This is a genomic window from Paenibacillus marchantiophytorum (assembly GCF_014640555.1).
GTDB classification, from domain to species: Bacteria; Bacillota; Bacilli; order Paenibacillales; family NBRC-103111; genus Paenibacillus_E; species Paenibacillus_E marchantiophytorum.
The window spans coordinates 50,048-66,140 of the sequence record NZ_BMHE01000020.1; the positions used below are offsets into that span (position 1 = coordinate 50,048).

14 protein-coding genes are annotated in these 16,093 nt (G+C 46.7%); 2 read left to right on the top strand and 12 right to left on the bottom strand.

Annotated features, from left to right (window positions below; translation table 11 throughout):
• Positions 1 to 2 precede the first annotated feature (2 nt).
• Positions 3 to 386 (bottom strand): VOC family protein, encoded by a 384-nt coding sequence (locus tag IEY34_RS19040; RefSeq protein WP_189014062.1) that lies wholly within the window; start codon positions 384 to 386, stop codon positions 3 to 5.
• 652 nt (positions 387 to 1,038) lie between these two features.
• The gene (locus tag IEY34_RS19045; RefSeq protein ID WP_189014064.1) at positions 1,039 to 1,812 is read right to left on the bottom strand and encodes a phytanoyl-CoA dioxygenase family protein; all 774 of its coding nucleotides are present in this window, start codon (positions 1,810 to 1,812) and stop codon (positions 1,039 to 1,041) included.
• A 147-nt stretch (positions 1,813 to 1,959) separates the two neighbouring features.
• On the opposite strand from IEY34_RS19045, the gene IEY34_RS19050 reads away from it, so the two are divergent.
• A complete protein-coding gene (locus tag IEY34_RS19050) occupies positions 1,960 to 2,736 on the top strand; it encodes a helix-turn-helix domain-containing protein (RefSeq protein WP_189014066.1) in 777 nt (258 codons plus the stop codon).
• A 43-nt stretch (positions 2,737 to 2,779) separates the two neighbouring features.
• Here the strand turns inward: IEY34_RS19050 and IEY34_RS19055 are convergent, their stop codons facing one another.
• The 10 genes from IEY34_RS19055 to IEY34_RS19100 form a co-directional block, all read right to left on the bottom strand.
• Positions 2,780 to 3,154: a DoxX family protein gene (locus IEY34_RS19055; RefSeq protein WP_189014068.1), complete on the bottom strand. Its 375-nt coding sequence runs from the start codon at positions 3,152 to 3,154 to the stop codon at positions 2,780 to 2,782.
• A gap of 180 nt (positions 3,155 to 3,334) precedes the next feature.
• Positions 3,335 to 3,772, bottom strand: a complete 438-nt coding sequence (locus IEY34_RS19060) for an RrF2 family transcriptional regulator (RefSeq protein ID WP_189014070.1) — start codon at positions 3,770 to 3,772, stop codon at positions 3,335 to 3,337.
• Positions 3,773 to 3,960: 188 nt separating this feature from the next.
• Positions 3,961 to 5,313 carry a sulfatase family protein gene (locus IEY34_RS19065; protein ID WP_189014072.1) on the bottom strand — a complete coding sequence of 451 codons (1,353 nt, stop codon included), beginning with the start codon at positions 5,311 to 5,313 and terminating at the stop codon, positions 3,961 to 3,963.
• A gap of 31 nt (positions 5,314 to 5,344) precedes the next feature.
• The gene (locus IEY34_RS19070) at positions 5,345 to 6,226 is read right to left on the bottom strand and encodes a carbohydrate ABC transporter permease (RefSeq protein WP_229757725.1); all 882 of its coding nucleotides are present in this window, start codon (positions 6,224 to 6,226) and stop codon (positions 5,345 to 5,347) included.
• Positions 6,227 to 6,238: 12 nt separating this feature from the next.
• Positions 6,239 to 7,129, bottom strand: a complete 891-nt coding sequence (locus tag IEY34_RS19075) for a carbohydrate ABC transporter permease (protein WP_189014074.1) — start codon at positions 7,127 to 7,129, stop codon at positions 6,239 to 6,241.
• A gap of 75 nt (positions 7,130 to 7,204) precedes the next feature.
• A complete protein-coding gene (locus IEY34_RS19080; protein ID WP_189014076.1) occupies positions 7,205 to 8,560 on the bottom strand; it encodes an ABC transporter substrate-binding protein in 1,356 nt (451 codons plus the stop codon).
• A gap of 168 nt (positions 8,561 to 8,728) precedes the next feature.
• Complete coding sequence (locus IEY34_RS19085) at positions 8,729 to 10,357, bottom strand: response regulator (RefSeq protein ID WP_189014078.1); 1,629 nt, start codon at positions 10,355 to 10,357, stop codon at positions 8,729 to 8,731.
• Positions 10,354 to 12,150: a cache domain-containing sensor histidine kinase gene (locus tag IEY34_RS19090; protein ID WP_189014080.1), complete on the bottom strand. Its 1,797-nt coding sequence runs from the start codon at positions 12,148 to 12,150 to the stop codon at positions 10,354 to 10,356. The genes IEY34_RS19085 and IEY34_RS19090 overlap by 4 nt, the downstream gene beginning before the upstream one ends.
• Before the next feature lie 114 nt (positions 12,151 to 12,264).
• The gene (locus IEY34_RS19095; RefSeq protein WP_189014082.1) at positions 12,265 to 13,701 is read right to left on the bottom strand and encodes a family 43 glycosylhydrolase; all 1,437 of its coding nucleotides are present in this window, start codon (positions 13,699 to 13,701) and stop codon (positions 12,265 to 12,267) included.
• A gap of 555 nt (positions 13,702 to 14,256) precedes the next feature.
• Positions 14,257 to 14,616 carry an AraC family transcriptional regulator gene (locus IEY34_RS19100; RefSeq protein ID WP_189014083.1) on the bottom strand — a complete coding sequence of 120 codons (360 nt, stop codon included), beginning with the start codon at positions 14,614 to 14,616 and terminating at the stop codon, positions 14,257 to 14,259.
• Between the two features lie 627 nt (positions 14,617 to 15,243).
• On the opposite strand from IEY34_RS19100, the gene IEY34_RS19105 reads away from it, so the two are divergent.
• Positions 15,244 to 16,092, top strand: a complete 849-nt coding sequence (locus tag IEY34_RS19105; protein ID WP_189014085.1) for an EcsC family protein — start codon at positions 15,244 to 15,246, stop codon at positions 16,090 to 16,092.
• Position 16,093: the final 1 nt, after the last annotated feature.

A 16,093-nucleotide genomic window follows, 5' to 3' on the forward strand; every position in this document is an offset into this window, starting at 1 on the left:
TTTTATGAATGCTGCCCATATTCCAGAAACTCCAAACGATTTCCAAACGGATCATGAAGATAAAAACGTTGAATGCCTTCATCAGCTCTAACTGCATCATCGACTACTGTCAGGTTATGCGCAACTAAATGCTCTCGAAGTGCTGCTAGATGCATTACGGCAAAAGCAGGGTGGGCTTTGGCCGCGGGCATGAAGTCCTTCTGCACACCTACATGCAGTTGATGCGTGCCGCACGCGAACCAAACGCCACCCCGGCTTTTCAAACTTTCTGGCTTGGCAATTTCCTTCCAGCCTAACAAATCAGCGAAGAATTCTCTCGCCACTTGTTCACAACCCTCAGGCGCAGCGAGCTGCACGTGATCGATGCCCAAAATAGCATAGGACATAGTGTCACCACCTCATTGTTAGTTTCATTAGATGAAATCAAGTTTCACTATACAACTTTATTCTAATGGATTTACGGCTGAAAAGCTACATTTGCTTTCCGTTTTTTTACGGCGGCTCCTCTTCGCAGGCTAAAGATAGCTGCTCATGTTCAATTGCCACAGAAATAAGAAAAGTGGCTTTGCCGCTCAAAGAGATGTGCGTCTTCATAGCTGTTTTCAGCAAACTAGCAGATCCTTGTTCCCTTTGGGCTTTGCAATGACAGAGAGCGTCGTGTGAAAAGGAACTATGATCCTCTATATGGCAGGAACTGGGGTAAACGTAGCCTGAAAGGGAACTGAGAACCGCTATTTAAGCGGAACCTGCCGATTCCAACTGGGAAATGGTGAAATAGCGGATCGTAGTTCCCTCTGGCGTGGAATATGGCGGTTTTCAGAATTATAGCGTACTGTAGTTCCCTTAAAGGATGTCCTGTTTCATACTCTAAATGTACCAAAAAACTAAAAAGGGAGAATCCCTTATTTCCACGCAAAAACTTATACTTTCTATTATTCCATACGAAAAACCTAGCCAGCGGCTAGGTTCTCACAATTGTATGCTCTGCGTTTGAATAGACAAGTCAAATCGTCTTAGGACAGCCTTAGGACCGCGCACCTACAACAAATGAAACTGCGTTGTATCCTTGCCTTTCAGATTATAGCGTTGGTAGTGCTGGTAGTGGGCTTTGTACAAATCGCCATTCTTGCTTGGCGAATATGTTAAGTAAAGCTGTTTGCGGCTGACATCCGACACGTTGGCTCCACTTTGGTGCGGTGTAAACGAGTGGAAAATAATGATATCCCCCGGATTTGTTTCTACAATAACTCCGGTACCGAGATCAATCTCGGCAATTTCTTCCGCATTCATATTCCGCAGTTCGCCCGGTGTAGAGCGCAATCTTTCATGATAGCCTGGAAACAATTCAAGCCCGCCGTTAACCGTTGTAGCTCCATCAATCGCTACCATAACGGAAATCAAACCCTCGATCGGGAATCCTTGCCACCAGGAGGCATCTTGATGCATGGAATAGCCATTCGCTCCTGGCAGTTTGAAGATTAATTTATCCTTGAAAAGCGTCGGTTCGTCCAAATAGATGTCACGGAGCGGAGCCAAAATGCGTTCATCTTTCACGAGATCCGCAAATACGGCGGAAATATCATGAACGGGATCCAAACGCTCGATAGCCACTCGGCCATCCGCATAGGATTTGTGCCCTGCTCGAATATTAAACTTATTCGTATAGGCTTCTAACGTTAGCAGTTGGTCGCATTCGGATTGAATCACTTTCGCTTCTTGCTCTGAAAACACGCCTCGCAATACGATATACCCCTGCTCGTTATATGTTTGCAATTGCTCTTCCGTCAAAATATTCAAGGAGTTCTGTTTCATAATAAATCATCCTCCATTTGTTTTTTTGCCGTTTCACTCATGTGATCGGCTTGGTTATAACCTAATAATAAAGCCACTTATTCCTTTTATCCATGCACTGGGTTATACTATTTCATATACTTTTTTGCACGAATTGGAGGCGATTCTATGAGTTGGAATATAACCCTTAAACGCTACTATTTTGGGAAAGAGCGCGAGCAATTTTCGCTTGCGGAGGATACCTATTCAGGTTGGTGCATGCTTGCCGCCGATTCGGGACGGTTCAACTTTTCATTCGCAGATGACAGTCAAGGTGAGCAGGCAGCCGAGTTTGGCGAGCTCGTTTTTTGCCCTCCGGGTCAAACCTTCAAGCGACATGCATTGGAGCGAATCTCCTTTCATTTCGCCGAATTTATAGTTGAAGGCCCCTGTCAGCTTCCGAGTAAAGTACGCATGAAGGATGTCGGCAGACTCAGCTCATCTTTTCGTTATTTGCAGGAATGGCAGGACGAGGATAACAGTGGGCAAGAACTTGCGGACGCACAGCATCTACTGCAGGACTTGCTGTTCATGGTCCACCAAGAGCGGGTGAAAGCAGATCGCAAACCAGCCAGTTCCCTTGATCCTTTAATGAACCGCGCTGCCGCTTATTTGGAATCTCATGCTCTTGAACACGGACTGTCATTGCAGGAACTCGCTGTGACCTTAGGCATTGGCGCTTCCCAGCTCACCCGCAGGTTTCAAGTCACTTTCGGCATATCTCCCGTGAAGTATTTAACCCGTGTCCGTTTGTCCCGAGCCCGCTTGCTGCTCATTGAAACCACCAAAACACTGGATGCCATCGCCGAACAATGCGGCTTTCAAAATGCCTTCTATTTCAGCCGCGTATTCTCACAGCACATGCAAATAAGCCCTTCGGCTTACCGAAGGACTTTCCGTGTGTAATCATTGCGTTGAGCTACCTACTTCTCCGCCACCGAAACTACAATTAGTTAAACCCAGGAAAATCTGCTAAGTCCGATAAGCGGATGAAGAAAACTATGAAAGAGAAGATAGCGAGCAACACAATCATAAATGTATCTTTAAAGGAATCTTTCTCTTTGAGGTGAATCAAAATACCGCCGATTGATGTGATACCGAGGACAAGTGCTCCTGCCGCTGCCCAACTTGGTTCCCAAATACCGATAATGACTGCAGCAGCACCAACGAATTCAATAATCCCGGTAACAACCCGAAACCATTGCGGCAGTCCCCACTTTTTGAAGCCTTCGATATGCATTTTGGAGCCCGCTATCTTCCCAACTCCTGCCATCAAAAACATGAGCCCCAGTAGAATTTGCAAAACAATAGAAACGATAGTCATTGCGATCTCTCCCTACATCTAATTTTTTGTTAATTGCTGATGGCCGGAGGCTCCCTCCTCTTATTCGGCGCTTGCAGAAGGCACATATTAAATCAAAAGAAAAGCGCAGTTAAACTGCAACTTTGATAAGCACATTATAGACGCTTTCCACAGGTTTGAATAGTGGCATCGCCAAAAAATTTAAACGGTGAAGAAATCCACCCGATTCATAACACTCGTTATAGTAAAATGCTTCAAATATTCAATCGTTTGCTGCTCGGCCTCCAAGAGAATTTTCTCTAATTCCGCATCCAGCAATTCGCCCGCTTCACCGCAGTCCACTTCCATTTCAGGCTCTGCCGCTCCCAACTTAACTGCGGTGTAGATGTCACCTAGCGTAATTTGCTCAGCAGGCTTTTGCAGCATATACCCGCCCTCGCGGCCTCCTTTGGACTCCACAATGCCGGCGTCAGCCAACGCTTGCATCACTCTGCGCATAAAGGTGGCATGCGAATCCACTTGATTGGCTATCGTTGCACTGGACAAAATGCTGCCGCTTTTCGCTAACCACACAATGGCGTGAACGGCTATTTTAAAACGAGGAGGACCAATATTTACTCCCCGATTGGCTGTACTCATACCCATGACTCCTTTAAATGCAATTTAATAAAGCACATTATAGTGTAGAAATCATGTCTATGCAAGAAACAATAAGGAAAGAAGCTGTCTCCAAAGGTTGACCTAGGAGAGCAGCTTCCAATAGCTGTGCGAACGATTGTCTATTAGAATGGCCAGATTGACAGTCAGCTAAGGTTCCCTATGTATCCTTAACTCATCACTTCATGATGCTTCACTTGTCTCTGACCTGCCATAACAACAGGCGCAGCCTCAATCGTCGGGATCATCGTTTCTCCAGCTTGCTGCATGCGGTTAAGCAATCTGGTTTGCATGACATCACATACTGCGCGATGAGAGGCTATGCCGATTAAATTTGTTAGTTCATAAGGGTCCGATTGCAAGTCATATAAGTAGGATTCAACATAATGATTGGAGCCAGGTTCCGCAAAACCATCTTTGTCTGGTGCGGTTACGCCATATTTCCATCTTCTCGTTCTAACTACGCGGCCCACTTGCGTTTCACTAATTTGTACAAATACTTCCTCAGGCCATCCTTCTGCTATCCCCTTCACCAGCGGAAGGATGGAACGCCCCTGCATATCTTCAGGAACGGGAATTCCCGCAGCGTCCAATAAAGTTGGCGGCAGGTCAATTAAACTGACTAGTTCCCGAATCTGCCGCCCGCCAAAGAATCCCGGACCTGTAATCGCTGTTGGCACGCGGATCGAGGCATCATGCCCAGACCGCTTGTATTCCCCATTTCGCGTTTTGAAATGGTTGCCGTGATCCGATGTGAAGAGGACAATCGTATTCTCGTCAAGCTGCAGTGATTTCAAGGCGTCAAGCACTCGGCCGAGCGCTTCATCAAGCCGTTTCACCATCCCATAATAACCAGCGATATGTTGAAAGGTTGATCCCCCAAGGGCGGCGAGATCTGGCGGGATCCAAGCTCCGGTATACCGTTCTTGGTAACCGTCCGGAGCCGGATAATCATCGCGATGGTTCTGATGATGCGGCTCAAGGAATGATACAAAGAGGAAAAACGGATCCTCTTGATGACGATCGATATAGCGAATAGCCGCATCCGTCATCGCATCTACCCGATAGCCTGGCAGCTTAACAGCCTTATTCTCGTTGTTGTACAACACGGTATCATAGCTGTCCGAGCTGAATTCCAACACATCCGCTGCCAGCCATTCCTTGTACCCTCCGCGTTTGTCCACAGGCACTGGCTCCTCGCCAGCCAAATGCCACTTCCCGATATAGCCTGTCTCATAACCGGCTTCATTGAAATAATGCGCCATCGTCTTCGTATCCGCCGGCAGCGGAATACCGTTGGCAAAACAACCAGTTGTTGTTGCATATTTGCCGGATTGCAGGCACGATCTTGCCGGACCACACACCGGTTGGCAGGTAAAAGACTGCGTTAGATGAGCACCATGCATCGCCATCCGATCAAAATTGGGCATCAATCCGAGTGGATTGCCATGCAAACCGGATGTATCCCAGCGCTGCTGATCTGTAAAAAATACAATGACATTCGGACGTTGCTGCTGTGACATAAGTTATCCCTCCTGATTTCTCTCTAAATCTCTACTCCTTGACGCCACCCGCGGTCAAACCTTCAACCATGTATCGCTGCAGGAACATAAAAGCAATGAGCAGCGGGATCGTTGCAGCTGCCGCAGCCGCCGTAGCTCCTGACCAATTGGCCGAATATTCGCCCAGGAAGGTCAGCGACAATCCAGGGCTGAGCGTTCTTTTGCCAATATCACTAACCAGCGTTAACCCGAATAAGAAGTCATCCCACGCAATCAAAAACGTGTAAATCGCAATCGCCATAATCCCCGGTTTCGAAAGAGGGACAATAATCGTAAACAACGTTTTGAACCGAGAAGCCCCATCGATTTCCGCTGCTTCCTCCAAATCCTTGGAGATGCCATTAAAGAAAGTCCGCATCAGCATGATACTGAAAGGCAGCGAAGTCGAAGTTGATGCTAGAATCAGAACATACAACGTATTCAATAGATGCAAAGCCTGATATTGCGAATAGAGGCCAATAACCAAGGTGACTGTCGGGAACATTTGAGCGGACAGGAAAAGCAGCGTCAATAAATTGCTCCCTTTGAATTTGAACCGTGAGAGCGCGTACCCAGCAAATATCGAGACGAAAATGCAGAGCACGGTCGCTCCAACGGCGACGAATATGGTGTTCTTGTAGAAGGTCAGAAAAACAGACGAACGTAAAATTTCTATATAGCTGGCCAAGGTCATATGCACAGGAAACCATTTGGGCGGAAGCTGCAATAATTCGCTATTCGTATGCAGGGACGTCACCAGAATCCAGTACACAGGGAACAACAGAAAGATCAGGATGATCCCCAGAAAAACGTAGCTCCAGCCCTCGCGTCTGCGAGGTTTTTGGTTGCGCTTACTTGAAAGGCTTGTTAGCGGCATTGCTTTTGCCATAGGCATGTAAAATCCCTCCTATCTGTCGTCCCGATTCATGATGCGGGTGAAAATGATGGAAAAGACGAACAACAGCACAAGCCAAATGACACCGATTGCCGAAGCTTTCCCCATTTCATATCTTGAAAATGCCGTTATATAAGTGAGAATGGCAAGTGAGCTCGTGCTGCCCGCCGGTCCTCCATTGGTAAGGGTGAAGAATAAAGTGAACATCTGAAAATTATTCACAATCATAATGAGCGAAACGCTGCTAATCACAGGTTTCAACATGGGCAAGGTGATTTGGGTGAACAATTTCCATCCACTCGCGCCGTCGATGCGAGCAGCCTCATACAAGCTGGCTGAAATACCCTGCAAGCCTGCCAGAAGCATGACCGCTACAAGCGGTGTCTGGCGGAATATGGCGACTACGATAATAGAGGGAAGCGCGAAACGCGTACTTTGCAGCCAATTGATATTATCGTCAATAAGGCCCAGATGAACCAAAGAATAGTTGAGAACCCCATAATCGCTTTGATAAATCCAAAGAAAAATAAGCGCGGTTACGATGGTCGGAATTGCCCAAGGAATCATAATAATACTGCGATAAAAAGTGCGGAATCGGATATCCCGATTCAATACCACAGCCAGCGCCATACCGAGAAGCAAATCGATCGTCACAGTTATCAGAACGTAAACTAATGTAACGCGCAAGGAATGATAAAATTCCGAGGATTGCAGCAGTTCCGTATAGTTGGCGAAGTTATTCCAATTTTGTTCCGACGAGAGCAGTGAATAATCGGTGAAGCTCATGAGGACTGATTTAATTAGCGGACTGATGATCGTTAAAGCTAATAAAATGATAGAAGGCAGCAGCAAAATCGCTGCGAATGCGAAGTTTTTATGTTGGCGGGTTAGCCTTAGATTCAATTTTTCTCACCCCATCCGAATAGGTCTAAAAGGGAAAGGCGAAAGGGTCGAGGCACTCCCGCCTTCACTTGAGCGTTATTTCTTGTACAATTCTTTGATTTTCGGCATGACAGTTGCAATCGCTTCATCGGGGCTTTTTCCACCCTCTGTGACGATAACGATCATATCTGTGGAGCTTTTCATGGCGTTATCAAACTTAGGATTCGTCGCCGGAACTGGTGATGCTGTTTTCATTTGCGCGTTGAACACTTTGGAATAATTGTCTTCATTCATTTCCGGCAGGGCAGAGACCGATTTGCGCGACGACATCACGCCATTGAGCTTGTGATAGATGGCCATCGCTTCTTTGGATACCAAATATTTCACTAATTCGGCGGACTCCGCTTTATGTTTGCCTTCTGCGGAAACAACGAGTTGATGCTCCGTGAAGAAAGTCTCGCTGCGTCCTGTTTTCCCCGTCGGAACGGTGGCTACGCCCCATTCTTTATCGAATTCCGCCCCTTTGCCGCTCATATTGCGGAAGTTCGTGCGGCCAAAATCACCATCGATAATCATGCCCAGCGCGCCCGTGGCGAACATCGGACGAAGTTCAGCCATCGCAGCACCTTTCGGCGAGATCTTGTTATTAATTAGATCCTTCATATAGCTCAAAGAATCTTTCAATGCCGTGCCTTGATCATAAATGATAGTCCCTTGATCATCCACGAATTTCCCGCCGTAGGAATACGTCATTCGCAGCAGCATATTGCCTGTGTAGGAATCCGAAGCTCCCGTTTCGCCGATCCCATAAACAGGATTACCTTTCTCATCTTTCCCGAGCGCCGCAATTTTCTTCGCATACTGGATCATTTCATCCCATGTGGTTGGCGGCTTTTCCGGGTCTAAACCAGCTTTTTTGAACAGTGTTTTGTTCCAAAACAGTGCGCTCGGATGCGGTGCCCAAGGCATCGCCATGACTTTGCCGCTGAAGGTGACTCCCGCCTTGCTGCCGTCCACGATGTCATTAACGATATCCGCGCCGAGCACGTCCTGTGCAGGAGCGGCCAATTTGGCCCCAACGAAGGCCGGCGTGAAGTTCTGATTGGACATCGAAACATCTGGCGGATTACCGCCGGCGGAACTGACCAGCACTTGGTCCTTGAACTGGGCGAATGGAATCCCGATGGATTTCACTTTAATATTCGGATGGCTCTTCTCAAAATCAGCGATCATTTGGTTATAAGCCTCTTTGGTTCCGTCCTCAACAGAAATCCAGTTGGCGAATGAAATTTCTACAGGTTTTGCATTCTTCGACGCATCCGTTGTGCTTTTGGGTTCTGCGGAACCAGAGCCGCCTGATGGTGTAGAATTCGTACTTGATCCACAAGCTGTTAGCGCTGTCAGTAAGCTTAATGCTGCAGCACTCATGGCCATTTTATTCCAAACTTTCATGTGATCCCCCGCCTCTATTCTCATTGGTACGGCTTGCTTATCGTGTGCCGATGACTTCATTATATAAAAAGGGTGCCGAAAATTTTGTTCATATTTTCGGCACCTTTGGTCTTTTATTAGCAATAAAAAATCTGGATTTTCTGTCTATTGTTCCACTCTCGGAAATCTTCACACTTTTTTGCGCTTAAACTCCAGCGGTGTCATGCCTGTCACTTTCTTGAATACTTTGGATAAATAGCTTCCATCCGGATAGCCAACTTTCTCGGAAAGACGTCCGATTTGGGTCTCGCCATCGAGAATCAGCTCTTTCACCTTGTTGATCCGCACTTGGGTCAAATAATCATTATAGCTGTTCCCGGTTTCTTTTTTGAACAGCTCGCTAAGGTAGTTGCGGTTCAAATGAACATAATCCGCTGCCTCCTGCAAGGAGACACCCTCGGCATAATGCTTCCGCACGAAATCGCACACTTTGCGAATCGTATCGCTGTATGGATGCTGCAACGTCTCAGCTTCCGCCAGCACATGACCTGCCCTTGCCAACAGCCACGCGCTGACGCGCTCAAATGTCGGCAAATGAGCAATCTCCTCATGCCAGATATCCGTTTCACGCGCGTGAAAAGCCAGCCCAGCCGTTGTTCTTATTCTGCGAAGTGTTCGCTGCAGCAGAAACACGGCTTCCATGCAGAAAGCTTTGACTTCTTTTTCGGTAAATTGCAGTTCAATGCCAATCGCCTCCATCACTTCGCCAATATCATGGAGAGCCGCAGCAAATTGGTCACGGTCCAATTGTACGGACACCTTTTCGAGACAGGTTGGCAGCAGCGTATAATTTCTTGCCGTTGACGTGCTCGGTTCATCCGAGAACCAAGAAATACTTTTGCGCGCATAGAATCGCTTATGATTCAGCACTTCACTTGCTTCTTCAAGCTGCTGCCCCATAGACGCGATATTGAGCGAAGGCATGCTGATCCCTACTGACACAGATATACCCAGCAGATTCTGCAAGCATCCGGAGATCCGATGCGCATACTGCAAGGTCATTTCACGGAGTGATTTTTCTCCCAAAAGCGCGCAATTGAATACAGCCACATAAGTCTCTTTGTCAAAAACAAAACAGCAGCCGCTATTCGCCTCAGTCAGCAGCGTCTCATCAATAATATTGATCACCGCCGAATCCAAGAGATCGGAATCACGTATTTTAGCTTGATTCCTGGCTTCTATCGGATCGTCGCAGCGAATGGCCATCACCATCAGATGCCTGCTTTTGAGTGGAATCCGCAGCGTCTCCATCTTCTCCTCAAATTCTTCGGCGGCAATACGCTTGCCACGCAACAAATCGCCGAAATATAGCGACCGCAGCGCATACTGATTCATATGAATCGTGCTTTTTAAGCTGCTTACTTCCTGGTTGCGATCCCGCTCCCTTTCGATCTCTGCCTTCGCTTTTCGCAAAGCTTTGCTGATCTCCTCTACCGTGACCTCCGCTTTCAACAAATATTCACTGGCCCCGGCTTTCATCGCTTCCGAAGCGTAGTGAAATTCGCTATATGAGCTTAAAATCAAACATTGAATCGAAGGCCGCTCTGTTTTCAACTGCGTGATGAAGGCAATCCCATCCATGACGGGCATTTTGATATCCGTAATCACTACATGGACGTCCATGTTCCTGCATACCTCTAATGCCTCTTTCCCATTGCTGCATGACGCAATCAGATGAACGGGAATCTCTATTTTCTGCACGAGAATCTCAAACCATCGCCGGATTTGAGCTTCATCATCGACGATAATAATGTTCAACGCTGTTTCAGCTCCTCTATTCGAATAAAAACCGGCCAACTTAATAAAATGCTCGTTCCTTGCTCATTCGACTGAATGACTTCCAACCCATAATTAGTCCCAAAATGTGTTCTCATTCGGCTTTGCACATTGCGCAGCCCCATCCCGCCTGCTGTTTGCAACACTGTATCGGTCAAAGAGCCGCCATCTGTTGAAACTAAGGCAATACCGACACCGTTATCGGAGATTAACAGTTTAATTTCCTCATTCTCCATCCAGCCTTGGACCCGAATCTCTCCCGGTCCCTCCTTAGGCTCGATGCCATGAAAAATGGCATTTTCCACGATCGGCTGCAGCAGCAATTTCAACGTCCGGTAAGCACCTATCTGCTCATCGATATGAAAAAAAACTTGCAGCTTATCATATTGACGAGCCATTTGAATGTTAACATAATTATGCAGATTGTCTATTTCCTCAGCAATCGTTATATATTCTCGCTCATCTGAGAGCGTTTTCCTCAGCAGCTTCACCATGGAAACGATCACGTGATCAATTTTCTCTATCGGTTCCGTCACGAGCATGGAGCGAATGGAAGCCAGCGTATTATATAAAAAATGCGTATTAATCTGAGACTGCAGATTCTGCATTTCAGTTTTCCGTTTTAAATCCTGCTCTACAATGACCTGATCCCGGAGTTCCTCGATCCGTCCGACCATCGAGTTGAACTTATTCGCCAATTCGCCAATTTCATCCTTGCTCTGAATTTCCGAGCGTTCGCTTAAATCCCCCATCTCGACACGCTTCATGCTGGTATACAAACGCCGGATGGGTACGGACAACCGACTTGCGATAACATAAGAAACGAGAACAGATAAGAGCAGCAGAACAGCGAGCACAATCAATGTAAGCCATTTGGATTTATTTACATTCTGGAGCAGCGTGTCCAGAGGCGTGTAAGAAACGATCGTCCAGTCCGTACTTTCCACCTTGTGGTAGGTAACTAACATAGGCTTCCCAGCAATTTTCACATTAAAATGACCTGCTATACCGGCAAAATTGGAAAAATAAGAGTCATTCCGAATCGGACTGCCCAGCTTGCTTTTATCCGCCGCCGAAATAACAATGCCTTTATTATCAAAAATAAGCATCTGCTCATCCGCAGTTGCCGCAGCCGCATACTGTTTATATAGAAAGCTTTCACCAACATTGATCATTAATAGACCTAGCGTAGAATTATTTTCAAAATCTTTGAGCAGCCGAATCGCTGATACATAATGCTCCTCATTCACCGTAGCCGCAAGGGTCGGCGCTGGGTTTGAATCCCAGATGATTCCGCCATTTTGTTGCTCGACTTGTTGAAACCAGGGATAGTTTCTTAACGAGCCGATACCAAATTTCGGTCCATTATAGAAGGTATGAAGTTCAACACCATTGAATCCGAAGATCGAGGTATAATACTCAAGCCATGTATAAGCATACCGATAAGTCACAATAAGTTTCGTTAGAAACTGCTGCTGCAGACGCTCCTGATACGCCCGATCACCAGCGGGACTCTGCAATAATGACCTCAGTTCTTCGTTGGAGAAATAAATAGTCGAGATCGCATTCAAATCGGAAGCCATAATGCCCAGCTTCTCAGAAATAAGTCCCAGTGATTTCAGCTTGGCTGCTCCGGCCTGCTCTTCAATTGTATTTCTTGTTATCGTTAACGAAAAATAACTGAACACACCTAGCGGCAGTACAACCAAGGCAAGGAAGGAAATTAGCATTTTGTGCTGCACACTGCTTCGCTTGATAAACAACCAGTTGAACATGACTTCCCCCTCCGATTCTTAACCTATTATAGCAAAATAGTGCACTGCCATCTGCATCGACTTCTATGCAAAGAGAGCCTCCATAGAGACTCTCTTGTCCTTGCCCTGCGATCTTCATTGCAGCAGCCACTTCGTATGATTGCCTGTATTCGTCGTGTCGACCAATCCAAGGCCAGCTCCATACGGGTAAGCCCTTAACCATTGGCCTGAACTTTTGTGCTGCAGCCTGTAATACCCGCCACCGGCATCCACCAGCTTCCACTGCACATTCGCCCCCGTCCATTGGGGATCGATCAGACTCATCTTGTTGTCGACCGCTGGATCATTATGCAAGTACTTGCCTGTTCGCTTATGCTTGAGGCGGAAGTAGGTCCCATCCACATCCTCTTTGATCCAGGTAGATTCCGCGCTGATTGCCGTGCTCATATATGGGTATTCCCCGTCATAGCTAATGCTTAGATAGGTGTTATCGGGGCCAAAATCTTTCTTGATGACGAGTCCCGTATCCACATTTTGATTCCCTTTATGAATATCTCCGGTAGCGGTGTTAATCGAAATTTTGGGATACCAGCTCATGGAGACATTGGTTTGACTATTGAATTGCAGTTCATGCCACACATACTTGCCATAGTTAAAATGATCTCCGAATGCTCCCGCATGCCGATCCGTCATATACAAGTAGCTCGTTTCGTTCGTTCCGGTCACAGGGACAATGTAATTCCCTTGGCTTTCATAGGTGGACGGACTGCCGATATTCATAAGACTTGACCAGCCGCTGGTGATATTCGTTGAATAGGCATATTTGGCTTGGTTATAGCTCCATCCAGTTGCACCTGAAGTCAGCAGATAATAATAGCCGTCGCGCTTGACCATCGCAGGAGCTTCGCGATAGCTGCCCGGCCACAACGTGGCTACCAGCGTGTCAATGCCGAGGTAGTCGGATGTCAGGCGGTACACATTCAAATCCGCATTGCCCTTAGCCGAAGAGATGAAATAGGCGGTACCGTCATCATCTTTGAACAGCGTCGCATCCCGTGACATATGCGTATTCAGCGGCCTAGCGTGGGATAGAAACGTATAATTCCCATCGATCGTGGAGCTTACGGCAACAGCCGCCTGCGCCAAATTGTAATTGTCGCCTTCTTCATAGTGCATCCACATGACGTATTGGCTCGTTGAGGCATTATACACGATTTTGGGCCTTTCAATTTTGCACCAATTCAAATCCGGACTCGAATTCTGCGTTAAAATGGTATTCAAAAACTCCCAATTTTTCAAATCCATTGAACGATACATATTGATTTGCTTAAAAGTCCAATCCGTGTCCATATTCCTTTCTACACCGATCCAGTAGTAATAATTACCCTCCTTGATCACGCCTCCCGCATGAGCTTGAATCGGATTTCCTGACGTATCCTTCCATTGATTCGCATTGACAAGCACTTGCTCTGCCGCTTCAGCTGTTGAGGCAGCGTGAGTTCCTCCTAGCACGATCAACCAAGCGGCCAATACATGGACAACCCACTTCATAGACAGAAACCTTCTCCTCATAACAGTCCCCCTTGAATTGTTGGTTTGTGACTGCGATTTGGTCACCCCCTAATTGTAAACGCTTTAAATAGAGGGCAATTGTCTTTTGTTCAGGAGAATTGGTCATTTCTTCGCCACTGCGAAAGATGGATCGCTCCGCTGAGGCAGTTGGCTTCGCCGCCCTGAGAGATGAGCCTCTTCGGAGTGGGGGGATCCTGTTAAGGGATTCCTGATGAGAAGGGAATCCTGTTAGGGAGGGAATCCCATTAAGGCGAGTCCTCATGAGGAGAAAATCCCGTTAAGGGAGTCCTGTCAGGGAACTATGGTACTCTATTTAGGCAAATAGCAGGGTTGCCAGGGTAGTAGCGGAACTACAGTGCCTTATTTCCACGAAATGCGCTGAATTTCCCCCGCAAATAGCATAATAGCGTATCATAGTTCCCTTACCCTAGAAATAATGCCGCTTTTTGCCACATTAGCGCACTGTAGTTCCCTTTCGTTCAGCTTACTTTATTCCCGGCTCAGCGAACCACGCCATCACTCGTTGGCTCCCAAATGCAGACTTCGGAATAGGATTCACTCGCCGGCACAGCATTCGGAGGAATGAACCGGCCTCGTCCCAGTTAGCGATAAGACTTCATCAACGTAGTTGCCGATTTCGGAAATGCGTTCATCCGTTTCCAGAATTCGCTTGGCGGCAATGACCATTTTTAACTCCGTCAAAAATTCACTCGGTGACTTCCCGGTTTGCTGTTTGAATAATCTTCGCAATGAGGACGTGCTCAGAAGGACCATTTTGCTCATATCTTCAATGGTGATGTTCTTTTGATAGTTGCTCAGCATATGTTCCACGATCAGTTCCACGCGATTATCATTTTTATTATTCGACTTTAAATAATTTAAACGAAAAGCTTGAAGAACATGATGATCAGACATAATGTGCCGCTCCTTTTCCGGGAATTTCCGTGACACTGTTGGAAGACAAAAGGATGTTCCCACCTCTTATCTTAGGTTGAATAGAAAGGGAGCGACATACCTGTATATTGACATTTTGGGGTGTATTTTTACTTCCTGCGTTGTTGCCTAACTGAGCACTTCCGAGACTCCTCCTCATCATTCTGTCATTCTAACGAACTGTATCATGCTTAAAGTCGAGAAAATGGCTACTCTGGCGATCTAATGAACTGGATTATCGTTATGGAGTAGCTATTAGGCGGAAAAGGTGATCATTTGCAGGGAGTAACGTGTCTAGAATTCATTAGATTTTCAAAACCAACCATTTTGATCAAATACAGGTTATTGAGTTCGTAAAGAAATAAGAGCCCTTAGACACCAGACTCTTATGCGCAAAAAGAAGCGCCTATGATCTCAGACCACGCGCTTCTCCGCCTTGCAACTGCCTATTGGAAAATATCCGTATTGATCTTCACAACAACTTTGGATGATACCTTATATACCATCACTTATCATAGTGTAAGGCTAGCTGCTTTTGACTAGGATTCCCTGAAATTGCATCCAAATGTGGATTGAAACGTATACAAACTCAAAGGAGTTGTAACTATCATGAATGACCCTATACCGTTGAATCGACTGGAAACATATAACGAGCTTAGGCAAGCCCTCCACGACATAGAGGCTTGGGAAGCTGAGCAAAAAGATCTTTGGTTTTGGGAAAAAATCGGACGGATTCCTTTTCAGGTACTGGACCGCTTGACACCAAAATTTTTGAACAAGAAAATGGGCGAGGCATTGGACGAAATCGGAAATTATTTGCAAGCCGGAGGCCGCTATCTGATTTCGGAGAAAGGCACCTTGAAACATATCGAGAAAGTGCGACTGCGTCATGAAGGTTTTGAAACGGAGGATTTGACCGTAAACAAAGTGCGATTGCTCCCGCTGTCCATCCTGGATCAAACCGCAGATGAAATCATCCAAAGCAGTACCAAATTTGCCACGCTCCAAGGCGCGACAACAGGAATTGGCGGAATCCTCACGCTCGCGATCGATATTCCAGCCATCCTCGGCTTGTCTTTGAAAACCATCCAAGAGCTGGCGATCTGCTACGGATATGATCCCAACGACAAGCAGGAACGCATTTTCACAATCAAATGCCTGCAATTCTCTTCCTCCGATATCGTTGGCAAAAAGGCCATCCTCGATGAGTTGGCCGATTATGCGGCAATCGATAAGAAGAACACCCAGATGATCTCTCAACTCCAGGGCTGGCGCGAGGTGTTCATGACTTATCGCGATAACTGGGGCTGGAAAAAACTTTTCCAGCTAGTTCCAATCGCCGGCATCCTATTCGGGGCATGGATCAACCGCGGTACCCTCAAGGATGTGGGCGAAGCCGCAAAAATGTTGTATAAAAAGCGGCGGATTCTTGCGCGATTGCAGCAGATTGAAGAATAAT